Origin of the sequence: Mucilaginibacter sp. L3T2-6 (genome assembly GCF_030519355.1) — a bacterium.
In the GTDB taxonomy this organism is placed as follows: Bacteria; Bacteroidota; Bacteroidia; order Sphingobacteriales; family Sphingobacteriaceae; genus Mucilaginibacter.
The window spans coordinates 333,292-359,191 of record NZ_JAUMKC010000002.1 but is presented as its reverse complement, the minus strand read 5'-3'; the positions used below and the strand labels follow the sequence as shown (position 1 = coordinate 359,191).

General features: G+C 44.1%; 25 protein-coding genes, 1 tRNA gene and 1 riboswitch. Of the genes, 21 read left to right on the top strand and 5 right to left on the bottom strand.

The window, feature by feature from the left end; genetic code table 11:
• Nucleotides 1-192: 192 nt before the first annotated feature.
• The 7 genes from Q3W13_RS03975 to Q3W13_RS03945 all read left to right on the top strand — a co-directional run bounded on the left by Q3W13_RS03975 (nt 193) and on the right by Q3W13_RS03945 (nt 7,559).
• Complete coding sequence (locus Q3W13_RS03975) at nt 193-1,398, top strand: MFS transporter (protein WP_302861525.1); 1,206 nt, start codon at nt 193-195, stop codon at nt 1,396-1,398.
• Between the two features lie 499 nt (nt 1,399-1,897).
• Entirely contained in the window at nt 1,898-3,148 is a 1,251-nt protein-coding gene (locus Q3W13_RS03970; RefSeq protein ID WP_302861524.1) for a hypothetical protein, read from the top strand.
• Nucleotides 3,149-3,160: 12 nt separating this feature from the next.
• Nucleotides 3,161-4,351, top strand: a complete 1,191-nt coding sequence (locus Q3W13_RS03965; protein WP_302861522.1) for a hypothetical protein — start codon at nt 3,161-3,163, stop codon at nt 4,349-4,351.
• Between the two features lie 125 nt (nt 4,352-4,476).
• Nucleotides 4,477-5,220, top strand: a complete 744-nt coding sequence (locus tag Q3W13_RS03960) for a YdcF family protein (protein ID WP_302861520.1) — start codon at nt 4,477-4,479, stop codon at nt 5,218-5,220.
• Nucleotides 5,221-5,223: 3 nt separating this feature from the next.
• Nucleotides 5,224-5,940, top strand: a complete 717-nt coding sequence (locus Q3W13_RS03955) for a peptidase (RefSeq protein ID WP_302861518.1) — start codon at nt 5,224-5,226, stop codon at nt 5,938-5,940.
• Between the two features lie 171 nt (nt 5,941-6,111).
• Nucleotides 6,112-6,294: riboswitch (SAM riboswitch) on the bottom strand.
• A gap of 167 nt (nt 6,295-6,461) precedes the next feature.
• Nucleotides 6,462-6,983 carry a TspO/MBR family protein gene (locus tag Q3W13_RS03950; protein ID WP_302861516.1) on the top strand — a complete coding sequence of 174 codons (522 nt, stop codon included), beginning with the start codon at nt 6,462-6,464 and terminating at the stop codon, nt 6,981-6,983.
• Between the two features lie 42 nt (nt 6,984-7,025).
• A complete protein-coding gene (locus Q3W13_RS03945; protein ID WP_302861515.1) occupies nt 7,026-7,559 on the top strand; it encodes a hypothetical protein in 534 nt (177 codons plus the stop codon).
• A 93-nt stretch (nt 7,560-7,652) separates the two neighbouring features.
• On the opposite strand, the gene Q3W13_RS03940 is transcribed toward Q3W13_RS03945, so the two are convergent.
• Nucleotides 7,653-8,111 carry a PA2169 family four-helix-bundle protein gene (locus Q3W13_RS03940; RefSeq protein ID WP_302861513.1) on the bottom strand — a complete coding sequence of 153 codons (459 nt, stop codon included), beginning with the start codon at nt 8,109-8,111 and terminating at the stop codon, nt 7,653-7,655.
• 308 nt (nt 8,112-8,419) lie between these two features.
• Here Q3W13_RS03940 and Q3W13_RS03935 point away from each other — a divergent pair, with 308 nt between their 5' ends.
• Nucleotides 8,420-8,743, top strand: coding sequence for a hypothetical protein (locus tag Q3W13_RS03935; protein WP_302861512.1), 324 nt, complete (start codon nt 8,420-8,422; stop codon nt 8,741-8,743).
• 73 nt (nt 8,744-8,816) lie between these two features.
• On the opposite strand, the gene Q3W13_RS03930 is transcribed toward Q3W13_RS03935, so the two are convergent.
• Nucleotides 8,817-9,998, bottom strand: a complete 1,182-nt coding sequence (locus Q3W13_RS03930; RefSeq protein WP_302861510.1) for an NHL repeat-containing protein — start codon at nt 9,996-9,998, stop codon at nt 8,817-8,819.
• 626 nt (nt 9,999-10,624) lie between these two features.
• Here Q3W13_RS03930 and Q3W13_RS03925 point away from each other — a divergent pair.
• A complete protein-coding gene (locus Q3W13_RS03925; protein WP_302861508.1) occupies nt 10,625-11,611 on the top strand; it encodes a phosphotransferase in 987 nt (328 codons plus the stop codon).
• Nucleotides 11,612-11,914: 303 nt separating this feature from the next.
• On the opposite strand, the gene Q3W13_RS03920 is transcribed toward Q3W13_RS03925, so the two are convergent.
• A complete protein-coding gene (locus tag Q3W13_RS03920) occupies nt 11,915-14,314 on the bottom strand; it encodes a BamA/TamA family outer membrane protein (RefSeq protein WP_302861506.1) in 2,400 nt (799 codons plus the stop codon).
• On the opposite strand from Q3W13_RS03920, the gene Q3W13_RS03915 reads away from it, so the two are divergent.
• The 4 genes from Q3W13_RS03915 (at nt 14,305) to msrB (ending at nt 16,134) form a co-directional block, all read left to right on the top strand.
• Nucleotides 14,305-15,060 carry an RNA methyltransferase gene (locus Q3W13_RS03915; RefSeq protein WP_302861503.1) on the top strand — a complete coding sequence of 252 codons (756 nt, stop codon included), beginning with the start codon at nt 14,305-14,307 and terminating at the stop codon, nt 15,058-15,060. The two genes, Q3W13_RS03920 and Q3W13_RS03915, sit on opposite strands and share 10 nt — an antisense overlap.
• A gap of 32 nt (nt 15,061-15,092) precedes the next feature.
• Nucleotides 15,093-15,163, top strand: a tRNA-Cys gene (locus tag Q3W13_RS03910).
• A 30-nt stretch (nt 15,164-15,193) separates the two neighbouring features.
• The gene (locus Q3W13_RS03905; protein WP_302861501.1) at nt 15,194-15,370 is read left to right on the top strand and encodes a spore protein; all 177 of its coding nucleotides are present in this window, start codon (nt 15,194-15,196) and stop codon (nt 15,368-15,370) included.
• A 275-nt stretch (nt 15,371-15,645) separates the two neighbouring features.
• Entirely contained in the window at nt 15,646-16,134 is a 489-nt protein-coding gene (msrB, locus tag Q3W13_RS03900) for a peptide-methionine (R)-S-oxide reductase MsrB (RefSeq protein ID WP_302861498.1), read from the top strand.
• Here msrB and Q3W13_RS03895 read toward each other — a convergent pair.
• Complete coding sequence (locus Q3W13_RS03895; RefSeq protein WP_302861495.1) at nt 16,124-16,480, bottom strand: GIY-YIG nuclease family protein; 357 nt, start codon at nt 16,478-16,480, stop codon at nt 16,124-16,126. The genes msrB and Q3W13_RS03895 overlap by 11 nt on opposite strands.
• Nucleotides 16,481-16,567: 87 nt before the next feature.
• On the opposite strand from Q3W13_RS03895, the gene Q3W13_RS03890 reads away from it, so the two are divergent.
• The 6 genes from Q3W13_RS03890 (at nt 16,568) to Q3W13_RS03865 (ending at nt 21,259) form a co-directional block, all read left to right on the top strand.
• Complete coding sequence (locus Q3W13_RS03890) at nt 16,568-17,347, top strand: LexA family transcriptional regulator (protein ID WP_302861493.1); 780 nt, start codon at nt 16,568-16,570, stop codon at nt 17,345-17,347.
• 224 nt (nt 17,348-17,571) lie between these two features.
• Nucleotides 17,572-17,922, top strand: a complete 351-nt coding sequence (locus Q3W13_RS03885; protein WP_302861490.1) for a Spy/CpxP family protein refolding chaperone — start codon at nt 17,572-17,574, stop codon at nt 17,920-17,922.
• Between the two features lie 77 nt (nt 17,923-17,999).
• Nucleotides 18,000-19,121: an 8-amino-7-oxononanoate synthase gene (locus tag Q3W13_RS03880; protein ID WP_302861488.1), complete on the top strand. Its 1,122-nt coding sequence runs from the start codon at nt 18,000-18,002 to the stop codon at nt 19,119-19,121.
• The gene (gene bioD, locus Q3W13_RS03875; protein ID WP_302861487.1) at nt 19,111-19,725 is read left to right on the top strand and encodes a dethiobiotin synthase; all 615 of its coding nucleotides are present in this window, start codon (nt 19,111-19,113) and stop codon (nt 19,723-19,725) included. The genes Q3W13_RS03880 and bioD overlap by 11 nt, the downstream gene beginning before the upstream one ends.
• Before the next feature lie 154 nt (nt 19,726-19,879).
• Nucleotides 19,880-20,770, top strand: coding sequence for a 3-hydroxyacyl-CoA dehydrogenase family protein (locus tag Q3W13_RS03870; protein WP_302861485.1), 891 nt, complete (start codon nt 19,880-19,882; stop codon nt 20,768-20,770).
• Between the two features lie 192 nt (nt 20,771-20,962).
• Complete coding sequence (locus Q3W13_RS03865) at nt 20,963-21,259, top strand: hypothetical protein (protein WP_302861483.1); 297 nt, start codon at nt 20,963-20,965, stop codon at nt 21,257-21,259.
• 68 nt (nt 21,260-21,327) lie between these two features.
• Here Q3W13_RS03865 and argS read toward each other — a convergent pair whose 3' ends face one another.
• A complete protein-coding gene (gene argS / locus Q3W13_RS03860; protein ID WP_302861482.1) occupies nt 21,328-23,097 on the bottom strand; it encodes an arginine--tRNA ligase in 1,770 nt (589 codons plus the stop codon).
• A gap of 156 nt (nt 23,098-23,253) precedes the next feature.
• On the opposite strand from argS, the gene Q3W13_RS03855 reads away from it, so the two are divergent.
• Together Q3W13_RS03855 and ctlX are read left to right on the top strand one after the other, a co-directional pair.
• Complete coding sequence (locus Q3W13_RS03855; RefSeq protein ID WP_302861481.1) at nt 23,254-24,699, top strand: arginine deiminase family protein; 1,446 nt, start codon at nt 23,254-23,256, stop codon at nt 24,697-24,699.
• A 139-nt stretch (nt 24,700-24,838) separates the two neighbouring features.
• Nucleotides 24,839-25,768, top strand: a complete 930-nt coding sequence (gene ctlX / locus Q3W13_RS03850) for a citrulline utilization hydrolase CtlX (RefSeq protein WP_302861480.1) — start codon at nt 24,839-24,841, stop codon at nt 25,766-25,768.
• The last annotated feature ends 132 nt before the right edge of the window (nt 25,769-25,900 follow it).

Here is a 25,900-nt window from a genome sequence, read left to right as displayed (position 1 = left end):
CGGTTTATAATTGACTCCGAAAGTAATCATTCCGCTATAAAAGCTATAACATTTTTTACAGGGCCTGGTTCCGGGGCGCAGCAAATTTAATATTACCGTAATATTTATTAATTACATGGCTTGTATTTGTTATAAATCGCATTTTTGCAGGGCCAGTATAGCCGGGAATTTCCCTCAATCACAAATTATAAAATGCAAGCAACCGCAACCCAGGACCCGAAACAACTCGTTCAAAAAACACTTTTCGGTGTACTATTCGCAATCAGTATCGGTCATTTTTTAAATGACATGATACAGTCTATTATCACTTCGGTTTACCCTCTGCTTAAACAGCATTATCAGTTGAGCTTTTCGCAGATCGGTCTGATCACATTCACTTTCCAGGTAACGGCATCCCTGCTGCAGCCTATAGTAGGTTTTATTACCGACCGTAAGGCGAGGCCGTTTTCATTGGCTATTGGCATGGCAGTTACCATGACAGGCGTCATCATGCTCGCAAAGGCGCCCGGTTTTTTAGAACTGCTCGGAGCAGTGGCCATGATGGGGATTGGTTCATCTATTTTTCACCCGGAATCGTCGCGGCTGGCGCATGTTGCTGCCGGCGGTAAAAAAGGTGTGGCTCAATCTATATTCCAATTGGGCGGCAATGCCGGCAGCGCGATCGGGCCGCTGCTGGTAGCTATTATTGTTGCGCCTTACGGGCAGCAGAATATTATCTGGTTCACCATTGCCGCTGCAATTGGCATAATAATCCTCTCTTTTGTAGGTGCCTGGTATCGCAATTACCTTGTAAGCCATACTAAAAATACTTCCGCCAGACAGGTTGTAGCCCCGGTAACAGGCGGAAAGCTACGGCTCTCTCTCGCGGTGCTGATGATGCTTATATTTTCCAAGTTTTTCTACCTGGCCAGCATGACCAACTACCTAACCTTTTTCCTAATTCATAAATTCAATGTTTCCATCCAGCAGTCGCAGCTTTACCTGTTCGCGTTTTTGGCAGCTGTGGCGGCAGGCACGTTGATAGGCGGCTTTATGGGCGATAAGTTCGGCCGTAAAACGGTCATCTGGTTCTCCATATTAGGCGCGGCCCCGTTTACGCTCTTGCTACCTTACGTGCCGCTTGGCTGGACAATAGTTTTAGCAATTATTATCGGCGTTATCATTGCATCGGCATTCTCTGCAATTGTAGTTTATGCACATGAACTGATGCCCGGTAAAGTAGGCATGGTATCGGGCTTATTCTTCGGACTGGCATTCGGTATGGGCGGCCTTGGCTCGGCGTTATTAGGCAAATTAGCCGATCATACCAGCATTACCTTTGTTTTTGAAGTATGTGCATTTTTGCCGCTGATAGGTGTACTAACGGCGTTTTTACCGAATATTGAAAGGAAGCGATAGCCTTATAAAACCTGTTTTTGATGAATACCAGCAGATCTTCTTAGCAACTTATTAACTTCTTACCAGTCTTTTTAATCTTCTGCACCGGGTGATTGTAGCGATCGATATGACCTTATCGACTTGCCATGACAGCCTTCTCTTTGTAACAGTTTTGGTTTTTATATCTGGTAATATTAACAGGTTGAGAACGCCAGTTTCGAGAACCTGATCGTATGTAAAACGCTGTACAATTCTGCTCTGAATACATCAGCGTAACCGGACTGACTTCATGCAAGGCCCTTGCATGTCAGTGCGCCCCATAAGTATATTAAGTATATCCAGGATTTAAATAAGACTTGGTGAATGCATATGTAAGACCGAAGAGGCCGTTTACATAGAGAGAGCAGAGGCTAATTAAAAAACTCAAATAGTCTGTAACCTTTTGTTTCAAGGGAAGTATTTAATCTCAAATTGAGGTCACTAATTAAATCAGGCAATAATTAACATTCAAACCAATTTTATGAACCTTTTTAAAATATTTAAGTCTGCATACCTGTTTGCGCTATTGAGCGGCATTGTATGCTTCATTTACAATCCTGCCGCTATCGCCCAGGTGGTTGTAGCGACCAATCCTGTGGTACCCGTTGATCCGCAGGTTAAGGTGAATTCAAATTTTAACGTCAGTGCGAATGTTGATCCGAAGATAAACGTTAACCCCAATGTAAACCCGGTTATCAACACTAATCCCGATTTCAATTTCGATGTTAGTCCTGACATAAACGTAGATCCGGACATTGATGCCGACATCGGCATTAAAGCCGATCGTAACGAAGGCAGTTGGTTCGCTACTATAAAAGGCGATAAGATCCGTATCGAGTTTCGTAGCGGTGACGACGGGGAACACAATTGGAACAGCAATGAAACCTTTAAACTGAGCGACTTCCCAAATCTGCCTAAACAAGGCGAAAAGGGCAACTTTACCTTAAAAAGAGAAGCCGACACGATGGCCTTCAACGGCAAATTTGACGGAGATATGGGCTTCGGCCATTATAAATTTACACCTGATGCATCGTTTATGGAATATGTAAAAGGCCACGGCATCAAAAACGTAAAAGACTATCATGCATTTTCTTTTTTTATCACTGATGTAAAGAAAGAATACATTGCAATGCTTCAGCGCGTTGGATACATCGACATTTCTTCGAATAACGTAATTGCCATGTCGTCTCTGGGTATTGATGAAGCTTACATCAATAGCTTTAAATCTGTGGGTTACAGCAATATTCCTTGCCACAACATTATCGCCATGAAATCGATGGGCATCACGCCTGATTATATCAAAGGACTTGCACAGATTGGTTATAAAAACATTCCGGTGCATAACCTTATTGCCATGAAATCGATGGATATAGACGGAGCTTATGTTAAAGGTTTTGATGATATCGGTTATAAAGATATTCCGGCTAATCAAATTGTTGCCTTTAAATCGATGAACATCACACCAGGCTTTATCAAAGGGTTTATGGATATTGGCTACAAAGACATACCGGCTCATACGGCGGTAAGTCTCAAATCATTAGAAATTACGCCTGATTACGTAGGCGGTTTTAAAAAATTAGGTTTCGCTGATATCCCTTTAAACGAACTTGCCGGATTAAAATCTACAGGTGTAACACCTGAATACGTGGCTTCCATGCAGCAAAAAGGCTTCAAGTCCGATAACCTGCGTAAATACATGCAGTTAAAAACTTCTTTTGACAACCAGAAATAAAATCAATTTATCATGATAAAAATATCAATTATAGCATTGCCGGTTTTGGCGCTGGCGGCAGCATTTACCGGCAATTCATTCGCTCAACAGAAAGTCAAGGTCAAAGCAGACGTTAAAGCTAATGTCAAAGCCGATGCCAGGGCTGAAAAAGATGACGATGATGACTGGTCGTGGGGGAATAACCGCGGACCGGGTACCTGGGACGCATCAATAGAAAACAATCAGATTAACATCCAATTTTACGGAAAGCACTGGAGCAATGGCCGTAACTTTCCGATTGCTGAATTTGGCAAACTGCCTACCGGTAATATCGGTGAGTTCAGCCTTACCCGTGAATCGGGCAAGGTAACTTTTAAAGGCGTATTCGAAGGCCGTTTTGGCCATGGCAGCTATACTTTTGAAGAAAACGCCCAGTTCAAGGCATACCTTGCGCAAAAAGGCTATACCGGCCTCGACAATGAGTTTATGATGAATGTATTTTTTACTGACATCAATAAAAGCTACTTCGATTTCCTGAAAAACAATGGTTATTCCAGCATTTCTAACGGGCAGTTTAAGGATTTAGCGGAGCAGAATATGAACCAAAAATTATTGGCTGATTATTTCGAACTGATTAAAACCGAAGGTTATGGCCATCAGTCGCTCGAAAAATTGGTTGAGCTTCGCGAGCATGGCGTGAAACCAGATTTTATCAGAAGCTTCCAGCAAATGGGCTATAAAAAAATCAGTCTCGACCAGGCTCTTGAACTGCGCGACCATGGTGTAACCCCTGCCTACGTTACCAAGCTTAAGAAAATGGGCTACCCGGATATGACTTTGGATAAAGCACAGGATTTGCGCGACCATGGCGTTAGCAGCAAATACCTGGCCTCGCTCCAAAGCCTTGGCTACAGAGATATAACCCTTGACCGCGCACAGGAACTAAGAGACCACGGCGTTAGCGCCGACTTCCTTAGCCGCATGCATGAATTAGGCTATAAGCTGTCACTTGAAAAAGCGCGGGAGTTGAAGGACCATGGCGTTAGTCCTGATTTTATCAAGGGCGTGCAGGCGCTTGGCTTCAAAGACTTATCGCTCGAAAAAGCCCAGGAACTGCGCGACCACGGTGTTAGTGTTGCCTACATCCAACGGGTGAAAGGCAAAAATCTCGCAAATATCACCACCCTTGACGATTACATCAGGTTGAGGGATACAGGATTTTAAAATTATTAAGTTTGTTTTTATAGATAAGAAGCAAGCAGGGTGTCCCCCGCTTGCTTTTTTGTTTTAAGGTAACCTGTCCGCTTAATAACCGTAAAAAGATTATTTTAGCTAAAATTTAAGACCAGATGTTTTTTGTACTCTCAAAGGTACTGCTGATATTCATATTGCCATTTACCTGGATATTAGGCTTTTTTATTACAGCCCTGGTAACCCGGAATCCAAAACGGAAACGCCGTTTTTTTATCACCACTTTTGTATTGCTGATTATTTTTTCAAGCCCTTTTTTAATTAACCAATTTGCAAGGTTTTGGGATATACCGCCAGCAACATTACCGAATAAGCAATATAGCTGTGTAATACTTTTAGGCGGTTTTGACGGTGTTGATGCCAACGGCGACGGCCTTTTTAACGAGCGCTCCGAAAGATTCATTCAAGCTGTGAAACTTCTCAACACGGGCAAAGCTTCGCATATACTAATGTCTGGAGGCAACGGGCTGTTATTCGCCGGCGATTTCAGGGAGGGAACCTGGGTTAAATCACAATTGCGGGATTTTAATATACCTGACAGCCTGATTATTATCGAAAACAATAGCCGAAACACTTTTGAAAATGCAGCGTTTTCTAAAAAGCTGTTAGCCGAAAAACATCTGCAACCGCCGTACCTGCTGGTTACATCGGCCTGGCATATGCGCCGTTCGATGGCCATTTTTAAAAAACAGGGATTAGATGTTGTCCCCTATCCTTGTGATTTTATCCAGGGCCGGGGAAATTTTTCGTTTGCAGACCTCATACCCAGTGCAGATCCGCTTAGCGACTGGAATTTGTACATGAAGGAGGTGTTCGGCTCTATTGCTTATCATTTTAAATAAAGGATGACTTATTGTTTAGGGATAAAAGTTAAAGAAGGGCTGGTTGCGCTTGCTGATACACGTATAACGTCAGGTATCGATACCACCGTAAAAAAGAAGATCACGGTGGCACAAAAAGACGGCGGCTCGCTCTTTATCATGACCAGTGGTCTGCGCTCCATAAGAGACAAGGCGATTATTTATTTTAATGAACAGCTTGAAAAGGAGCATTATAATAAACTCTACCAGGCGGTAAACGCCTTCGGCGCACAGGTTAAGCGTGTAGCAGAGGAAGACCGCGCCACGCTGGAAAGGGCGGGTTTTAAATTCGACCTGAACACGATTATAGGCGGACAACTTGCCGGCGACGAGGAACATAAGCTGTTTTTATTGTACCCCGAAGGCAACTGGGTTGAACTTGGCCACGGTGCGCCTTACATTATTATCGGGAATGCAGGTCACGGTAAACCTATTCTGAACCGCATTATCGATGAAAATTCGAGCTTGCGGTTAGGTCTTAAAACAGGCTTCTTATCTTTCGATTCAACCAGGGTAAGCTCAAATAACGTCGACTTCCCCATCGATGTAGCGTTGTATAAAAAAGATAGCTTTCGTATGGTTGAAAAACGTTACGAAAAAAAAGACCTGGAATACATATCGGCCCAATGGGCTGAAGAATTAAAAACCGCCCTCGAAAATATCGCCGAAAGGTGGATGGATGATGTGTTTGAGGAGTTGTAGTGATTTATAACTTAGACTTTAGCCTCCGGACTAAAGACCCAACCAGACGTCGCGGGCAGATTCGAACTGCCGTGTAGGGTTTTGCAGGCCCCAGCCTATCCTCTCGGTCACGCGACATTATAGAAAAAAACTATTTAATCACTTACCAGGGAGACCGGGGAAACGGTTGAATACCTATCTTTCTCCGCGTTAAACGGAGCAGGAATTAGCACCTTGTGTTGTGTGTTAAGTTTCATTCAACAGCCCTACCTAAGAGATTTCACCTTCTTAGTTTCGGCTTTTGAATGTATATACTTTCACTACAGGTTGCCAAGACGTCACAGGGCCTTTTCCCTCGGTCTTTCTGGATAAGCGAAATAAAAGAACGATTTTGTTGATGCAAACATACATATAAAATCTATAATTCCTATAGACATTATATAATTATAGTTGTCAATTTTCGTAATTGACTATTAATCAAGCAAATAATTTTCAAACAAAATTCAAAATGATAAGATTTAACCGGATCGCAATCAAACACAATGCTCACCATTGCTGTTGATGAAGATATGAATATCACCGCGCCTGCCAAAAAATTCAAATTTTTGCCATTTTTCATCAGCATACTGATCACACTGACGATTGGCTTTACAGCATCCTTATTTACCCGCCCTCAGATTGCCGGTTGGTACAGCATGCTTAATAAGCCATCGTTCAACCCGCCAAACTGGTTATTTGCACCTGTATGGACTTCACTTTATGTCATGATCGCCATTGCTGCTTACCTTGTTTGGGAACGGCGCGATAAATCCCGCGTGTATGTCATCACGGTTATTATCTATGTGGTGCAGCTGGCGCTGAACTTTTCCTGGTCGCTGATATTTTTTGGGGCACATGCTATTTTGCCGGCGCTTATTGTAGTGCTGCTGCTTTGGGTCAGCATAATTCTCAACATCCGTTGGTTCAACAAGTTCAGTACTACCGCCGCATGGCTGCTGGTTCCTTATCTGCTTTGGGTAAGCTTTGCCACCGCGCTTAATTTGAGCATTTATTTGCTGAACTGATAGCTTAAAACTGTATTTTTATTGCATCTATTCTGCTCAAAAATGAAGAAACTACTACTGCTTCTTTGTGTGCTTACCGTATCAGCAACTATTTCATTTGCCGATACCATCGCAATTGAACATTTTGTAATAAAAGAAAATCCGTTTGCCCGGAGCGAAGTAGCCGTTGTTGCTACCGATACCGCCGGTATTATCCAGGAAAACGTAAATGGTGTGTTTACTTTTACGATGAATGGCTTTGAAGAGCAGCTCACTTTTGATAAGGGCACAGCATTCTACCGGCACAAAATCGACAGATCTACATTCCTGTATGCCCGCCATCAAAATGATAAGGGATCAAGTGGTATATTATATTACATCTATAAGCACGACGACAAATTAAGCCCGATACACATCAGCTGGATACTGTTACTCGCTATTCCGTGCGGTTTGGTGTTGTTGGCCTATATGTTCCGCAGATTTATCATTATTGCCATAATTATATTCTGTATATTCCTTTACTTCAATTATCATAACAATTTAAACCTGTCAACATTTTTTCAGAGTATTATTGATGGGTTGAAAAGTATATTCTAAATTGGAATTAACAGATTTTAAGATCGCACAGGATTTGAAACCTGGTAACAATGCTTAAATCTGTTAATTCTGCCTACCCTATTCTAATAATCGTTACGCAGCACTGTCCCTTAATGCCTTGATTCGATCGTGAGCGGCCTGTATGCCTTGCTGCTGCCGGCGGATCATGTCGGTTACATCAAATGACAGCTCATTTTCAGGATCAAGTGCCGACTGGTATGCTTTTTTAATCGCATCTTCGCCGCGCTCACATTCAGCTAAAACGCTCTTGCGGTCATGGCCGGTAAATGTAGCCTTTACGTCAATCCAGGCGCGGTGTATATCGCCGCCCATACCCGTTCCGCGTTCAGCTTCGCCACCCAGCGCGACAACAGCTGAAGACAACTCTGTCGAATAAATGCGGCTTTCCTGCGCATACTGCGCAAATATTCCTTTCAAGTCAAAATCGCCCTCGCCGAGGTCCTTCGCTGCTTTTTCGAAGCCTGCAACGCGGTCGTTGTTGATCTCTATCAAATCATTTAGTACGTCGATTGATTTTTCTGTAGTTTCCATGGTATTTGTATTATGTTTATTCACCTACCCGTCTAAATACCATGCCATTATACCCTGGTTTAATTTATTGTTCTAATTAATTTATTATCCCCCTACAATAAATTTAGCTACTAACCTCTTAATTAGCTATTTAACTGGAAACATGGGTTATAGTCGTTTTTTTTAACTATTCCGAAGAGTGCTAAGCATGTTTTAAACGGGCATATGCACCTGTCCGTTTTTCAGGATAGATAATTTACAGGCTTTTAAATCACACCGCAAAACAAACATCCTGCCTGCCTGTATTTATGTTCATAGTGTAATTACAAATGATCAACCCATTACAACTTAGCCTGACTACCGGTGACGGGGGCAAACGCGATATTATTATCGAACCCGTTTTAGAAAAAGATAAAAAAGGCCTGCATCCAACAGGTACTTACAAAATTTTTAAAGATGCTTTCGGTGATGAATCGGCCTTATTTACGGAGCCTTTAGAAACTACCGCGCCGAATAACGACCTGCCGGATTATCTTAACCCCGACTACCTCGGCGAAGTAGTTTTCGATGGCCTCTCCCATTGGGCCTACCGCGGCGATCTGCTTACCGTTGACGAGCAAAAGCAAGTGGCAAATTATATAATGAAATATTGATCAGTTAAAGAATTGCTGATTTACCGGCTTATTTTTTCAAATTTAAACTTAAAATAAGCAGCAAATCAGCGGATTAGAATATCTTAAACTTTGGCGCCCTTGCCCTGCCTATCGCCTTCGGATTATTCCTTGTTGTTGCCTGCCCGTTTCTTGACCCTGAATAACCGCTCCCGGCAACTGTAATTACGACGCCGGCAGGTGTAATTTTTCGGATAAGGTTATTGTTCGAGTCTGCCACATACACGTTACCGGTCGCATCAACCGCCAAACCTGCCGGCCCGTCGAACGATGCTGCGGTACCCTCTCCATCAGCCGCGCCTGCTTTACCACTCCCGGCTAAGGTGTTTACCGTACCATCGGGGCTTATTTTTCGGATAAGGTTATTTACACCATCTGAAACATACACATTGCCCGAAGCATCTGCCGCAACGCTGTTGGGGAAATAGAAGGTCGCCACGGTGCCGGGTCCGTTTGCCGAACCAAAATCACCGGCGCCGGCAAATGTAGCGGCTGTCCCCGCCGGCGTTACCTTTAATATATTATTCTTAAGTGCGTTAGCTACATATAAATTTCCGGCGCCATCCGCCGTAACGCCCGTTGGGTCGCTGAAAATAGCCGCCTCGCCTATGGCAGAACTATTGCCGGCAAAAGTACTGACGGTACCATCTGGCGCAATCTTTCTTATTACATTATTACCTGCGTCGGCTACATACACATTCCCCGCATGGTCAAGGGTAAGTCCCTCAGGGTGAAAAAATGCAGCCGTAATGCCTGCACCATCAGCGTAGCCCGTGCTGTCGCTGCCGGCCAGCGTGGTTACAACACCTGCTGACGAGATTTTGCGAATCCGATTATTGCCCGCGTCGCCCACGTAAACATTCCCTTCGGCGTCCACTGCTATACCGGCCGGCTGGTTGAACGAGGCCGACATACCGGTATTGTCTACCCTACCCTGTTGCCCGTTTCCGGCCAGTGTGCCTACCATGCCCAATGGGCTGATCCGCCGGATGAGGTTATTGCCATAATCCGCCACAAAGATATTTCCGGATGCATCAATGGCTACCGCAGCCGGGCTGTAAAAAGATGGCAGTGTATCCGGAACGGTTGGCCCCGGCCCCGTTCCTGTGCCTGTTGTATCAATCGGCACGGTCCCATGCTGTCCTGGTATCAATTCCTTCTGGCACGCCGAAAAAAAACACGCCGTTAGCAATAGTAAAAAGAAGAGGAAAGGAGATCTGCGGGATTGGCGTTTCATCGGGTATAAATGTAAGCATATGTAAATAGATTTTCCGGCCCGTTCGGGCAAAGTTGTCTAAATGTAGATGGGCATAATGCTCTTAGCGTATCTACAAAAACCTCAGGAAAATGGGCATAACACGTTTTGCCCATAACAAAAAGACCATCAAAAACGGGCTAAATCCGTTTTGCCCATCTACAAATATGTCTGCTGAACGGGCCAGAACCATTATGCTCGTTCGGTCTGAAAACCACCTTAACTCTGTCCAAACGGGATAACAACAGGTTTCCAAGGCAAATTTGAGGGTTTTTATGCCCCGGAAAAACAAAGACCATCAAAGAACAAACTTTAGATTAATTAGCAAATCAGCTATTAACGGTTGTGCTAAGGATCAATATATATTGATATTTTTAAGTTGGATACGGGAAGGGTGGCTGTGTCCCGGAGTATATGCAAAGATACAAAATTCCTATCGGATACTGCACTCAATTCACCCGATTTCAGCCCTGATTTTAAAGGTTATCTGAAAGGTAAACGCAAAAACATAACGTACAGTATGCTTGAAAAAATATAGTTTAAAATGCGAAAAAAAGTCAAGGTCCGGCTATAAATTTGACCGTCAACCTCATTTAAAAGCCTGATTTATGATCCCGGAAAACAAGAAAGAAGCTGTCCTGAATGCACTTCAAACAACCTTTGGCACAAGCAAAATCGATAACATGCGCCAGCTTACCGCCGGACTTTCATCAGCAGTAGTGCTGAAGATTGTTGTACGCGGAAAGCCCTACCTGCTGCGCATTATTACCCGTACCGACGCCATAAGCGCCCCTTCATTAGAATATGCCTGTATGCAGGCGGCAGCCGAAGCCCGCATAGCGCCGAAAGTTTGGTATGCTAACGCAGAGGAAAGAATTGCGGTGACAGATTTTATAGATGCCAGGCCCTTCCCGATTGACGAGGCAAAAAAAGTAATGCCGGAATTGCTGAAACGGCTGCACGGCTTGCCGCCATTCCCTTTCCGTATCAATTATCTCGACTCAATGGAAGCCTTGATTCAAAAGTTCCAGGCCGCTAAGACTATGCCGTTAAACATAACTGATGAGCTATTCCGTATATATAACCGTATAAAAAATGTTTACCCGCGCCATGGCAACGATATGGTTGCCTGCCATAACGACCTTAAACCGGAAAATATGTTATTTGACGGTAAACGGCTTTGGCTGGTCGACTGGGAGGCTGCCTTCCTGAATGATCGCTACCTGGACCTCGCCGTGCCAGCGAATTTCTTAGTAAAGACAGAGCAGGATGAGCGACAATACCTGGAAAATTATTTTAACGGTGAAGTAACAGACTACCGGAGTGCACGTTTCTTCCTGATGCGGCAGCTGCTCCATTTATTTTATTTCGTCACCTTTCTACTGTTTGGCAAAAAGCCGGAGGAGGGCGATCTTAAAAAACCAATACCTCCATTCTTTGAGTATCATAATGGCATTTGGAATGGCGATATCACCTTTGCCGGCAAGGAATCCCGCATGCGTTACGCATTAGTACACATGGAGCAATTCAAACAAAATGCAAAGCTCCCAAGGTTTGATGAGGCGGTTGAAATTGTCGGGCGAGGGAATTATTAGGGTTTCCTCATAACTGGTTGATTGACGACACAAAAGTTTAAAGGCGCCGCAGTTTCCCATGGCGCCTTTATTTTCATAGATATTAAACTATAAGGCAAGGTTGCCAACACGCAATATTCCCTTTGGTTGTACGCGATTACGATGCGCATTTATAGATAGATACGATACATAAAAGTACTTGGAGAGTTCTTAATTGATGGTTAACAGTTCATAGCCGCTGCAGGAAGTAGTATCTAACCCTTCAAGTGTTTGCTATATAACAAAAATATTATCCTGCTATGAACAATGAACTATTACATTGAACTAAAAAGGCATCCCCACGCCAAAGTTCAACTGCATAAAGTTATAGCTATCACCGGTGTTGGCGGCTTTGTATCGCGCCTTAAATTCCCCGGGCGTAAACAGCTCGCTGAAGTGATGGACAAGCACCCACGAATCAGCGCCGGTAAATTGAGGGTCTTTAAATTTAAACGCAGCATCCAGGCGAAACACAAAGAAAGAAAGGTCGAACCGGAGGCCGGTGCCGATATCCATTGCGGTAGATTGCAGAATATTATTCAGTCTGAATTCTGAGTTTGGCTGATCAGGCTGTTTGTGCAGACGCCATACGTTGCCGGCATCCACAAATACAGCGCCCTTTAATTTTGCCCCAAAAAAGTTGTCGGCAAGTTTATAGCGATATTCAGCGTTGGTGATAATTTTTATTTCGCCATATTCATCCAGGTATTTCAGCTTGGCCCTGAGCAGGTCGCCGCTTGACGGGTGTAAGGGGTCGCCGCTTGACGGACCGTAAAACTTAGCACGGTTAAACTGCCCCGGCCCCAAAGTACGGGGAAGCCATGCGCGCATATCATTCGCCCCGCCTGCATAAAATTCCTTTTCAAATATCCAGTGCTGGTCGTCGCTGTTTCCGTATGGCACACCTATCCCTGGATTAATACGGAAGATAAACTGCCGCTCGCCGCCCAAACTCCGGTAAATACGCAGGTCGGTCTCCACTTTGGCATACTGGGCAAAGGGATAGCCAAAAATAGTGCGGTTGCCGGCAGTATCGCGCTTGGTTTTTAAAATATTGCTGACAAGGCTAAGCGAGTTGCCGCCGATATCGATACTTCCCCTGAAATAAGTAAAGTTGCCGAAGGTGTTTAGTCTGTCGGTATTCAGCTGATAAGTGTACTGGCTGCCTATTGAAAATATAGTGCGCCCGATAAGATAACTGTAGGCATAAAGGTTCTTTTCTATCAGCTCCCGCTGTGCCGCGGTATCTATACGGCCCCGCGAATATTCAAAGCTTATTGGCGTAAAAATATGCAGCTTATGAGAGGTTTCGTAAAAATCGTAGGTGATGGAATTGGTAAAGCTCTCGCGGGAAACCAGGCCTTTTTGATAAAATAATTGATAGTTGCTGGACAAGGTAGTATGTGGCACACTGTATTTTCCAAAAATCGGCAGCGTTACGCCCGGGACTATCAATCTCGGGTAAATAATGCTGGCGCCAAGCCGCAGGTCCTGGTTTTGGATAGCCGCGTGATTTATTGTGCTGCTGTTATTATCGAACAATACACTCCAGTTTGTTTTGATCTGAAGGATAGCGGCGTTCTTAAAAACATTTCTGTTTGTGAATGTATTCCCCAGGTTATAGCCGAAACGTCCGCCGTTAAACAGGAATTCTCCTTCAACACGGTCGCTGAATTGTTTGAGAGGCGTTATATCTATGCGTGTATTAAGGCGGTTGGTACTATCGGCCAGTTTAGTATAGGTGGGGTTGGGCACATTTCGGAACACGTTCAGTTCGGATAATCGCGACGTGGTGAGTGTTTGTTTGTCGATGTCGTACCTGTCGCCTTTTTTCTGGAACACATAATTGATGACCGCATGAGGCTTAAACCTCCCGGAGTAATCAACATATCTGAACTGTGAGTCAACCTGCAGGGTATCAGCCTTGCCAGTAGTGCGGCCGTTACTTTTCGTTACGGTTACCAGTGTGTTGTTAATGGTATAAATAGGGTGCGCAGACCGGCCCGGCGGGTTATCTATGATCATTTTGATATCTACCACGCTGCTGCGGAAGGTTGAGTCGTATTGATAATTGATGTACTGACGATAAAAATCATAATACCCGTTTCGTTTCATTACCAGGTAAAATTCGTCACGGTCATAAGCCAGGCTGTCGGTATCAAACCTGCCGCCCGGCTGCACATGCGAAAACCGGGGACGGTTTACCCGGTATAAGTCTCTTACCAATGGGTCAGCTATGCTGTCTTCCAGTTTTCGGATACGGAACAAAGGCCCTTCAGTAGCCGAAAATATCAGCGTCGCTTTTTTCTTTTTTACGAGTATTGAATCGGCGACTTTAGCCTTTAGATAACCCTTGTTCTGTAAAAAGCGTTCGATCTGAAGGCGCGAAAATTCTACCAGGCCGCTGTCCAGTATGGCGGGCGGTTCGCCTATGTCGCGCTTGCCGTTCTTGCTGAACAGGTAGTAAAACTGAAGGTTGATGACGTTATTAGGTTGCTGCCCCTTATCTACATATAAAACTGCGGCTTCGGCAAACTCTTTATCAACTCCCTTTATCTCAATTTTACGCACCAATGCCTCATTGTCCTTAAGGCGGCGGGTTAAGCTACAGCCGCTGCCTATAAACAACAGCAAAATACTTAATATTGCAAGGCGGGAACTAATAGGTTGTATATATGCTTTCAAAATCTCAAGTCAGTTTTCTAAAATCCCTTCAACACAAAAAAGAGCGCAAACAGAGCGGCCTGTTTTTGGTGGAAGGGTATAAATCGGTTATAGAATTTCTAAATTCCCGCTATCCGGTCGAGGCCGTCTACCACACTGCTTCGTTCGACCCAAAATTGCTTAATTTATCCCGAAAAATAAATTTATATAACATTTCCGTTACAGACGTTCAGAAAGTAAGCAGCCTGAAAACCCCGCAGGATGTAATTGCCCTGGTGCAAATTCCGCAGCACCCGATGCTTAATAACCAAAAGCTCAAACAAAAGTTCTCATTAGTTTTAGATGGCGTGCAGGACCCCGGCAACATGGGCACTATTATCCGCACCGCCGATTGGTTTGGCATTACAGATGTGATATGCTCCGAAGACACTGTTGACGCCTATAACCCAAAAGTAGTACAGGCCAGCATGGGCTCGCTGTCGCGAATAAACGTACATTATGTTGATATTGAAAATGTTTTACCTCAACTCGGCTTACCAATATATGGGGCAATGCTGCAGGGCGAAAATATTTACAGCACTCAATTTGGTAACGAAGGCCTGTTGGTTATGGGCAATGAAGGTAACGGGGTTCGGCCTGGTATTGAGCGCTTAATAGATAAGCCGGTAACCATCCCGCGGCTCGGAAAAGCAGAATCGTTGAACGTGGGCATAGCTACCGCATTATTTTGTGCAGAAATAAGCAGAAATAAACTTGGCAAGCAATAAATAATTGTTATTTTTGCAGCCTTGTAAAAAAAGGTCGAATGGCCGAGTGGCTAGGCAGAGGTCTGCAAAACCTCCTACAGCGGTTCGAATCCGCTTTCGACCTCGGGATTAAAGAACATTAAAATTAAAAGCCATGGGCGTTACTCGTTTAAAAAGAAAAGACAGGAGAAATAAAACTACTTCGCGCTTAGAAGTACAATTTTTAAAATTGGCTACCAACATTGAGCCTGGAAGCCGCAGTGCAGAAAAAAAGGGCAACCAGATAGCTAAAAATAACGAAGCACTGGCTAAAGCAGCTGCCGCGAAGTAATTAAAGACTAAAATAAGATGCAGAGCATAATCGTTATGCCTTGCACAAGGATATTAAATCCTGTTGACGACCATCAACAGGATTTTTTTATTTAAAATGACCGTTGAGGGCCCCGATTACACGGTTCTGCAGACCGGAACCTTTCTATACCACATATTGCAGCCGGACAATTACAAATTGAATTGCGCCAGCCAGCAAACCTGACGTTAACATTTTTCGTAACTTGTACTGTAAGGATTAAGGAATTGGTCCGACCAAATCAAAAACTTATTAACATGAAGAAATCGATTTTTGCAGTCACCCTGCTGGCTGTACTTACAGCATTCGGCTGCCAGCCAAGCAGCGGGCAAATTAAAAAATACGATCCCAAACGCAAAATGAGCAGGACGCCCGCAGAGTGGAAAAAAGTGCTTAACCCCGAAGCTTATCATATTATGGTTGAAAGCGGCACCGAGCCACCTTTTCATAATGCATACGACGAGAATAAAGAGAAAGGTGTTTACGTTAGTGCTGCAACCGGCGAGGTTTTATTTTCATCTGAAGACAAATTTGACAGCGGCACCGGCTGGCCAAGTTTTGTAAAACCGGTTGACCCTAAAAAAATTGAAATAATAACCGACAACAGCGACGGCATGGTTCGTGATGAAGTTATTGAGCGCAGTACAGGGTTGCATCTCGGCCACGTATTTGATGATGGCCCGCCAAGCCGCGGCGGTAAAAGATATTGCATGAACTCCGCTGCCTTAAAATTCATTAAAAAGTAACAGCCGCACGGCTTGAGCTGATTGACGGGCGCATTTGCGGCCTTACCCTTACCCCGCTTTCGTAATTTAAGCCAATGGTCAGGTCTATCCAATCCGGATTAACAGGCCTGATCATTTTTTCCTTCTGCGGCCTTGTATAAGTGCTGACTGTCTTAAAGCGTTCCATGGCCTGCTCCTCGTTATTTATCTCTTCAAAATATACCAAACGGTTTAGCTGTTTGGAGTTATCAAAAAATAACGTAGGCATCTGGCGGTAAAATTCCAGGGTTTTCAACAGGTCAGAACATAGGCCAACATGCAGATTATTACGATTTCTGTCGGTAATGATATAGATAAAGCGTTTCATATTGATAAATAAAATTTGCTGTTTGAAAAATAATTACTAATTTTATGAGCATAAAAATACTAACTATTTTAGCAATTCCAAATTTTTATGTCAAATATTCCTTCAAATATTAAATTTCTTCGCAAAAAGAAAGGCCTTACACAACAGCAATTTGCTGATGAATTAGGCATAAAACGTTCGTTAGTAGGCGCTTACGAAGAAGACCGGGCAGACCCAAAGTATGATTTACTAAAAAAAATAGCAACCTACTTTGAAATCTCGATAGATGATTTCATTAATGATGAAATCGATGAAAAGTGGGTGCCGAAACCCAAAGGCAACCCGGCGAACCTGCGCATCCTGACGATTTCTGTTGATAAAGACGACAATGAAAACATTGAATTGGTGCCCACTAAAGCAGCGGCGGGTTATTTAAATGGTTATGCCGACCGCGAATATGTAGCAGCGCTCCCCAAATTTTACCTGCCTATGCCTGCCTTTAAACAAGGTACCTACCGCGCTTTCGAAATTAAGGGTGATTCGATGCTTCCGTTGGAATCCGGCTCGATAATTATAGGTGAATATGTAGAAAATTGGAGCGATGTTAAGCACTCTGAAACCTATGTAGTAGTCTCAAAAACTGAAGGCGTTGTTTATAAGCGCATTGGCAATAAATTTAAAGACAACAAAAAGCTGAAGCTTGTATCAGACAATCCCGTTTATGAACCATACGAGGTAAGCGGCGAAGACATCCTGGAGTTATGGAAAGCAAAAGCCTATATATCTACCACCCTGCCAACTCCAACACCAGAGCCAACCCTCGAAAGCCTTACAAGTATGATGGCACAGATGCAGCGGTCTATATCAAACCTAAAGAGCAATAACTAATTTCACCCAAATAAAGTTGAAATATTGTATCAATATGATTACAATATTTCAACTCTCATTGTCTGAGCGGCACCCAACCGCATTATTAGACTGCAAATCAACATTCCAACCTTAAAACTTTTCAACTTTGCAACATTACCGCCCCGCAACAATTAAGTTACATCCTAACACTTAAACCTTATTGCATTTATCTTTATCTATAGATTAAAAAACTCTGAAAGACAATGAGAAAGATTTTATTAGTATGCTGTGTACTCTTAGGACTTACAGCAGTGAGCCATGCACAAGGTGGTGGCCAAAGAAGATCTCCTGAAGAAAGGGCCAAGATGCTGCAAACACAGCTGAAACTAACTGACGACCAAACAGCTAAAATTACAGCTATCTATGAGACCCAGGCGAAAAGCATAGACAGTTTACGCAATGCAGGTGGCGACAGGTCGGCTTTCCGCCCCATTATGCAGGCTGCAAATGATAAGATTAAAGCACTCTTAACTCCTGATCAGGCAACGGCCTGGCAAAAAATGATGGATGAGCGACGCGCCAGGATGCAAGGCGGCGGCGGCGGCGGTAAATAATGACCCTGCTTAAAGTTTAACCATAAAGCGTCTCATTAAACCGGGGCGCTTTATTATTTTTACCAAAATTTCATCCGTTGGTAAATACAGAACATTTTATCAGTAAAAAGCTGCAGGAAAGGCAGGCGTCCGGCACATACCGAACATTGAAGCAGGATAATACGCTGGTCGATTTTTGTTCAAACGACTACCTGGGTTTCGCCCGGTCAGCGGAATTAGGAAATCTCATCGATAAGGAAATAGCTCGGTTGCAACCCGTTAAGAATGGCTCAACCGGTTCAAGGCTATTATCGGGCAATTCAAATTACACCGAAGAAACGGAAAGCTATATAGCCGGTATGCATGGATGCGAGGCCGGATTAATATTCAATTCCGGTTATGATGCTAACCTCGGTTTGTTTTCATCACTGCCGCAGCGCGGCGATACGGTAATACTGGACGAGCTGGCTCATGCATCAATAATTGATGGCGCCCGGTTAAGCTTCGCCAACAGGTACACCTTTAAGCACAATGACCTGCATAGCCTTGAGGAAAAGCTGAAGCTCGCCAAAGGCAATTGTTATATTGGTATTGAAAGCGTGTATTCAATGGATGGGGATTCACCGCCATTGGCTGCAATAGCAGCGCTTGCGGGGCTTTACAATGCTGCGTTAATAGTAGATGAAGCCCACGCTGTTGGCTTATACGGATTCGGCCTGGTGGACAACACCCTGAAAAAGAAAGTTTTTGCAAGAGTAGTAACTTTTGGCAAGGCGCTCGGTAGTCATGGCGCTATTGTTATAGGCAGTTATTCGCTGCGCGAGTATCTGATAAACTTTGCCAGATCTTTTATTTATACTACCGCTGCGCCGCTGCATCAAATCGTGTCGGTTAAAATGGCCTACCGGCGGTTACAGCACTCGGCAAGCGCAATAGAAAAATTAAAAAACAACATCCGGCTATTTAAACAAACCGTAGACAAAAAAAATCTGTTGATCGCTAGCGAGAGCGCCATACAATGTGTGGTTGTAAACAGTAACGATAAAGCGATAGCAATTGCTCAAAACCTGCAAAAGAAGGGCCTTGACGTACGCCCTATTCTTAGTCCTACGGTCCCCAAGGGAAGCGAAAGAATAAGAATTTGCCTTCATTCATTCAATACATCCGAAGAAATAACCTTCTTAGCCGATACTTTAAATACATTTGCAGATGCAAAATGAAACAATATTCGTAACAGGGATAGGGACCGGTATAGGTAAAACTATTGTATCCGCAGCACTGGTTGAAAAGTTAAAGGCCGATTACTGGAAACCCGTACAGTCTGGCGACCTGGAAACCAGTGACACCAAAACAGTAAAAAGTTTAATAAGCAATCAAATTTCCGTCTTCCATCCGGAAACATACGGTTTGACCCAACCTTTCTCGCCGCATAAATCTGCCGCAATCGACAAGATTACTATCCACGAAAATAAATTTGTTATCCCCGAAACCAACAACAAGCTTATTATAGAAGGCGCCGGCGGACTTATGGTACCGCTTAATGATCACTTTCTGATCATCGACCTTATAAAACAGCTAAAAACACCGGTGATACTGGTTACCCAAAACTATCTCGGCAGCATCAACCACACGCTTTTATCGGTTGATGCTTTGAAGCAGCGGGATATACCTATCATGGGCATCATTTTCAATGGCGCTAAAGACATCTATTCAAAAGATTATATACTAGAATATACAGGTGTTAAATTACTCGGCCACATCCCCGAATACCCCGCCGTTGATAAAAAGGCTGTTGTTGATGCAGGAAGGTACATTGATCTGTAGCTGATTGGATTGAACTGACTGGTTCGATTGAGTAGATCCATCGTCAAAAATATCTGCGAAAATCTCTAAAATCTAGCAATCCCGGCTACCTTTGTGCCGGGATTAAGAATATATCAACCTCTCTCTTAATCTAACTTAATCAACTACTCCAATTATGAACAATATTACAGTAATAGGTTCCGGAACGATGGGTAACGGAATCGCACACACCTTTGCCCAGCATGGTTATAAGGTAAATTTGGTGGATGTTAAAGAAGATGCCCTGGCTCGCGCGATACAAACAATAACGGGTAATTTGGACCGCCAGATAAAAAAAGGTGCTATCGACGAGGCCGTTAAAACATCTGCCTTAAATAACATTACAACTTACACCGACTTAAAAACGGCTGTTACGAACGCAGACCTTGTTGTTGAAGCTGCGACCGAAAACCGGGAAGTAAAGCTGAGCCTGTTTAGGCAATTAAGTGAGTATTGCGGCGAAAATACCATCCTGGCTTCAAACACGTCGTCCATCTCCATTACGCAGATCGCTTCGGTAACTAAAACCCCCGGCAATGTAATCGGCATGCACTTTATGAACCCGGTGCCCGTAATGAAGCTGGTGGAGGTTATCAGGGGTTACGCCACAACTGATTCGGTAACCAAAACCATTATGGAACTGTCGGTCAACCTTGAAAAATCGCCTGTTGAGGTGAACGATTATCCCGGTTTTGTGGCTAACCGCATTTTAATGCCGATGATAAATGAGGCTGTTTATACCTTATATGAAGGTGTTGCCGGAGTGGAAGAAATCGACACGGTGATGAAATTAGGCATGGCCCATCCTATGGGTCCGCTGCAACTGGCTGATTTTATTGGGCTGGATGTCTGCCTGGCTATATTAAACGTATTGTATAACGGCTTCGGTAACCAGAAATACGCGCCCTGCCCGCTATTGGTTAACATGGTAACTGCCGGACACACGGGCGTAAAGTCTGCCAGAGGCTTTTACAAATATACCCCGGGTAGCAAGGATTTAGTCCTGTCGGAAAAATTTGCGCGGTAAAATATCATTTTCCCAGAGACGTGACGGTTCGCGTCTCTGCAATTCAACCAAATACTCCGTTTAAGAATTTCAGCATTCAGTGTAACTTCTTTCGAACTTCCGCACCTTTCTGACTTTGGGACTTCACTAAACCTTTCGGAACGATAATTGTCCTACCTGGTAGCTATCTATTTTTTAATAAATAATTTACCAATGAATACATTATCGAAAATAGGAATAATGACGTCTTTAGCAGGCTCGTTGTTCCTGGCCTCATGTTCAGGAGAGTACTATGTGGCCGACCAACCCGTCGAGCCCGTTTACGAAAGACCGGTAGCCCCCTATGCCGGAGCCGTTTGGATTGATGGCGACTGGGGTTACAGCGGCGGAAGATACGTTTACCGCAGAGGATATTGGGCTAGGCCAAGGCCCGGCCGCACCTATATACGCGGAAACTGGACACATACCGGCCGTGGATATACATGGCACAGAGGACACTGGCACAAGTAGCAGGGTTGCAGCGGGCGGTTAGCAGTAGGCAGTTATTGCCGCTGTCAACTGCCCGTTTACAATTGTAGCTACATTCTCTCCGGCACTTCAATGCCCAGCAATTTCATAGCTTTATTGATGACCTTTGCAGTGGCTGCCGATAACTGCAGCCTGAATTGCTTCACATTCTCATCATCAACCTTTAATATTGGCGTGTCCTGGTAAAATTTATTATAAGCTTTAGCCAGTTCATAAACATAATTGGCTACAATCGCCGGGCTGTAGCTTTCAGCGGCATTCTTAATAATTTCCGGAAACTGTGTTAGCAATACTATAATATCGCGTTCTGCAGGCTCAAGCGCGGTATAATTACCCTCGGCGCCTTTACCTTTAAATCCGGCCTTATTTAAAACAGATTTAATGCGGGCATGGGTATATTGTATAAACGGTCCGGTATGCCCCTGCAGCTCTATAGATTCCTGCGGATTAAACAGTATACGCTTTTTTGGATCGACCTTTAGCAGGAAATACTTTAACGCACCCATACCGATGGTATGGTACAAGTGCTCTTTTTCTGTTTCGCTAAAGCCCTCCATCTTACCGATATCGAGCGCTTGCTGTTTAGCCGCGTCCTCCATACCTGCCATTAAATCGTCGGCATCTACAACGGTTCCTTCACGCGATTTCATTTTACCCGATGGCAGATCCACCATCCCGTACGAAAGATGGAACAGGCCGTCTGCGCCTGCTTTGCCCAGCTTTTGCAGGATAAGGAACAACACTTTAAAATGATAATCCTGCTCGTTACCCACCACATAGATGGATTTATCCATGTGAAAATCGTTATATTTTAACTGGGCCGTACCCATATCCTGGGTAATGTACACAGAAGTACCATCAGAGCGAAGCACCAGCTTTTCATCCAGGCCATCGGCCGTAAGGTCAATCCATACTGAACCGTCATCTTTCTTAAAGAAAACTCCTTTTTCCAGTCCTTCTTCTATAATATCCTTACCCAGCAGGTAAGTATCAGATTCGTAATAGAACTTATCGAAAGTAACGCCCATTTTCCGGTACGTCTCAGCGAAGCCTGTATAAACCCATTTATTCATGGTTTTCCATAGGCCAATTACCGCCTCATCTCCTGCCTCCCATTTCAGCAGCATATCCTGGGCTTCTTTTATCACAGGCGCGTTCTTTTTGGCATCGTCTTCGGTTTGTCCGGCAGTCCTCAGTTCCTCAATTTGCTTTTTATACTCCTGGTCAAAAATAACGTAGTACTTCCCTACCAGGTGATCCCCCTTCATGCCCGACGACTCCGGCGTTTCGCCATTGCCAAACTTCTGCCAGGCCAGCATAGATTTACAGATATGAATGCCCCTGTCATTAACCAAATTAGCTTTTATTACCTCATAACCGGCAGCGCCCAAAATCTCCGCAACTGAAAAACCGAGGAGGTTGTTACGTACATGGCCTAAATGCAGCGGTTTATTGGTATTGGGAGATGAATACTCTACCATCACTTTTTTACCGTTTGGTTCGCTAACAGCAAATTTATCAGACGAAATCTCGGTGTATAGCTGATTAACCCAGTAACTGTCCGCTAAGGAGATATTCAAAAAACCTTTTATCACATTAAAACCTGAAACCTCAGCCAGCTCGTTTTGCAAAAAAGCGCCGATATCAGTACCGGTTTGTTCCGGCGATTTTTTAGAAAACCTGGTAAACGGAAATGTAATTATGGTTAATTGCCCCTCAAATTCCTTGCGCGTTTCCTGCAGGTTGATGTCGGCGGCGGCAATGTCGGTATTATATAAATGCTTAACAGCTTTAACGGTAGCTTCGGTAATAAAATTCATCGCGCAAAAATAGGCATTTTAGACCGAAAGTCGGGAAGGTCCCAAAGTCGGGAACAATAGACTGCGAACGAAAATAACGCCGGTTCAGATAAATATCTTCCTGACTTTTCGGACTTTCGGACTTTCGGACTAACTTTGTCATTCCATCAACCATTTATGACCCTCAGTAATAGTAATTTTAAATTAGATGTAACGTCCGAAATTGGAAACCTGCGTGCCTTGTTAATCCATAGTCCGGATAACGGGCTGGGCAAAGTAGTACCTTCAAAAGCACAGGACTGGCTTTTTGAAGACATTGTGCACCTGGACACCATGCGCAAAAATGAATACGATTACTACGTCAAGCTGCTGATGTATTTCCTTGACCCGGACAAGATAAAAGGCCGGCTTGCCGAGGTAGATGCAGAAGAAAATAACCGCTCATTTTATAAGCCGGACAATAAAAATTTTCACTCTTCGGGCAAAGTAATAGAGATACAAACCCTGCTGGAGGATATTTTAAACGAACCCGATATCCGGAAAAAATTAATAGCCGCCGTATGCGCCATTGAAGGCTGCAGCTACAAGTTGCAAACCCAGTTGACAGATACCGAACCTTCAGAGTTGGCAAAAATCATTATATCAGGCTCACTGAATAAAGATGAGATGATATTTGCACCTATTCCGAACCTGATCTTCAGCCGGGATATCGGGGTGGCTGTAAACAACTACATGCTGCTGAACAAGCCTGCTAAAAAAGCACGCGCACGCGAAACCTTGCTGGCACGGTACATTTTCTTTAACCACGCGCTATTCGCCGGCTACCGCAATAACATCCTCGAGATACCAGAAACGGTGCATTACTTTTTACGGCCGGGCGAGGACAATGAGCAAAAAACAACCCTCGAAGGTGGCGATGTAATGATGGTAAGCCCGCAGCATTTGCTGATAGGCTGCAGCGAGCGCACCTCGGCCAGCGGAGCCAACGAGGCGATAAAATTACTGTTTAAGCATGATGTGGTAAAGAAGGTAACAATCGTTAAAATTCCGCATAAACGGGATTACATGCATATTGATACCATTTTTACGCAGGTAAAGCGCAATATGTGGGTGCTGCTGAAAACGCTTTCGATAACTGATACTCCTGATGACCTGGATGACCCGCTTACCTGGTTTAGCGGTAAAAAATCGAAGGATAAGGTGGAGATTGTGCAATTCAGAAAGGATAAGAAGCCGAAAACGTTCCAGACTATCGAAGACCTGCTGCGCAACATCAGCGAAAAAGACCTGGAGTGCGAAGAAGGCAGCACTGAATTTATTTATTCCGGCGGAGATATTTTTCCTTACAACTCGCGCGAACAATGGACGGACTCCTGCAACTTATTAGCACTTAAGGAGGGTGTAGTGTTAGGTTACGACCGCAACGATCACACTGTAGACGCATTCAGGCAAAAAGGCTTCGAAATAATAAAAGTTGCCGACCTGCTCAAACAATTTGAGAGTGGTGAGCGTAATCCTGAAAGTATGAAAGATACGCTGATCCTGATGCCGTCTGCAGAGCTTTCGCGCGCCCGCGGCGGATTTCATTGCATGAGCATGCCGCTGCAAAGGGACAAATTGTAGTCATTAGTCACTGGTCACTGGTCATTAGTCATTGGTTATGTATGATGGCTAACTGACTACATAGCTACGCCTACCAGCCTATAATAACTATTGACCAATGACCAGTGACTAATGACCAATGACTAATGACTAATGACTAATGACTAACAACCAATCAACCTCCCACATATTAATGATCCGCCCGGTGAACTTCGGATTTAACGAGGAAACCGCTGGCAGCAACGCTTTTCAAAACAGGAATGCTGCGAAAGACGGCGTAAACGAAAAAGCGCAGCAAGAATTCGATCGTATGGTAAACACGCTGCGGGGGGAAGGTGTAGATGTTACCGTTGTTGACGATACGCCGGAGCCTTACACACCTGATTCGATTTTCCCAAACAACTGGGTATCGTTTCATGCCGATGGCAACGTATTCCTCTATCCGATGCAGGCTGAAAACCGTCGCCTGGAGCGCCGCGAGGATGTTATAGCTAAGCTGGAGGATGACTTTGCAGTAAAACACATTATCGACCTAAGCCGCTTTGAGACAGAGGATAAATTTTTGGAAGGCACCGGGAGCATGGTGCTCGACAGGGTAAATAAGATCGTCTACGCCTGCCTGTCCCCCCGTACAGACAGAGAGGTACTGAATTTATTTTGCGAACAGGCCGGTTATACGCCTGTAAGCTTTGATGCCGTTGATGAAAAGGGACAAGCCATCTATCATACCAATGTGCTAATGTGTATAGGTAGCGGTTTCGCGGTGATTTGTTTGGATAGCATCCCTAATCCGCATGAAAAGATCTTGGTTAAAGAATCCCTGCAATCAACCCAAAAAGAAATCATTGATATCTCATTTGAGCAAATGAACAGCTTTGCAGGGAATATGCTGGAGGTGAACAATAACAAAGGCGAAGCATTGATTGTGATGTCGAAAAACGCTTTTAGTGCATTAGATGAAGAACAAAAAGCCACGCTTAAAAAATACGGAAAGCTGGTTTATTCAGACATTAATACTATTGAAGCCAACGGCGGCGGTAGTACCAGGTGCATGATGGCAGAGGTACATTTGCCGGAGGCACATAGCTGAAGAATTTAACATTATCATAACAACGCCCATAACAGCCTTAAAGAGCCGATGCTTCTTGCCTTCCCGGTGGCTCTCGTTAATCCGAAATAATGTATTTCTTAACAAAAACTTAATTGTCTATTTTACATTTCT

Bases quoted from the DNA above. Each gene is read 5' to 3' on its own strand.
- Q3W13_RS03885 (WP_302861490.1), top strand. From the start codon at position 17,572: ATGAGAAAGATTTTATTAGTATGCTGTGTACTCTTAGGACTTACAGCA.
- Q3W13_RS03945 (WP_302861515.1), top strand. From the start codon at position 7,026: ATGAAGAAACTACTACTGCTTCTTTGTGTGCTTACCGTATCAGCAACT.
- Q3W13_RS03970 (WP_302861524.1), top strand. From the start codon at position 1,898: ATGAACCTTTTTAAAATATTTAAGTCTGCATACCTGTTTGCGCTATTG.
- ctlX (WP_302861480.1), top strand. From the start codon at position 24,839: ATGACTAACAACCAATCAACCTCCCACATATTAATGATCCGCCCGGTG.
- Q3W13_RS03925 (WP_302861508.1), top strand. From the start codon at position 10,625: ATGATCCCGGAAAACAAGAAAGAAGCTGTCCTGAATGCACTTCAAACA.
- Q3W13_RS03870 (WP_302861485.1), top strand. From the start codon at position 19,880: ATGAACAATATTACAGTAATAGGTTCCGGAACGATGGGTAACGGAATC.
- msrB (WP_302861498.1), top strand. From the start codon at position 15,646: ATGAAGAAATCGATTTTTGCAGTCACCCTGCTGGCTGTACTTACAGCA.
- Q3W13_RS03955 (WP_302861518.1), top strand. From the start codon at position 5,224: ATGACTTATTGTTTAGGGATAAAAGTTAAAGAAGGGCTGGTTGCGCTT.
- Q3W13_RS03930 (WP_302861510.1), bottom strand. From the start codon at position 9,998: ATGAAACGCCAATCCCGCAGATCTCCTTTCCTCTTCTTTTTACTATTG.
- Q3W13_RS03975 (WP_302861525.1), top strand. From the start codon at position 193: ATGCAAGCAACCGCAACCCAGGACCCGAAACAACTCGTTCAAAAAACA.
- Q3W13_RS03965 (WP_302861522.1), top strand. From the start codon at position 3,161: ATGATAAAAATATCAATTATAGCATTGCCGGTTTTGGCGCTGGCGGCA.
- Q3W13_RS03915 (WP_302861503.1), top strand. From the start codon at position 14,305: ATGCTTTCAAAATCTCAAGTCAGTTTTCTAAAATCCCTTCAACACAAA.
- Q3W13_RS03890 (WP_302861493.1), top strand. From the start codon at position 16,568: ATGTCAAATATTCCTTCAAATATTAAATTTCTTCGCAAAAAGAAAGGC.
- Q3W13_RS03940 (WP_302861513.1), bottom strand. From the start codon at position 8,111: ATGGAAACTACAGAAAAATCAATCGACGTACTAAATGATTTGATAGAG.
- Q3W13_RS03950 (WP_302861516.1), top strand. From the start codon at position 6,462: ATGCTCACCATTGCTGTTGATGAAGATATGAATATCACCGCGCCTGCC.
- Q3W13_RS03905 (WP_302861501.1), top strand. From the start codon at position 15,194: ATGGGCGTTACTCGTTTAAAAAGAAAAGACAGGAGAAATAAAACTACT.
- Q3W13_RS03960 (WP_302861520.1), top strand. From the start codon at position 4,477: ATGTTTTTTGTACTCTCAAAGGTACTGCTGATATTCATATTGCCATTT.
- Q3W13_RS03855 (WP_302861481.1), top strand. From the start codon at position 23,254: ATGACCCTCAGTAATAGTAATTTTAAATTAGATGTAACGTCCGAAATT.
- bioD (WP_302861487.1), top strand. From the start codon at position 19,111: ATGCAAAATGAAACAATATTCGTAACAGGGATAGGGACCGGTATAGGT.
- Q3W13_RS03935 (WP_302861512.1), top strand. From the start codon at position 8,420: ATGATCAACCCATTACAACTTAGCCTGACTACCGGTGACGGGGGCAAA.
- Q3W13_RS03895 (WP_302861495.1), bottom strand. From the start codon at position 16,480: ATGAAACGCTTTATCTATATCATTACCGACAGAAATCGTAATAATCTG.
- argS (WP_302861482.1), bottom strand. From the start codon at position 23,097: ATGAATTTTATTACCGAAGCTACCGTTAAAGCTGTTAAGCATTTATAT.
- Q3W13_RS03865 (WP_302861483.1), top strand. From the start codon at position 20,963: ATGAATACATTATCGAAAATAGGAATAATGACGTCTTTAGCAGGCTCG.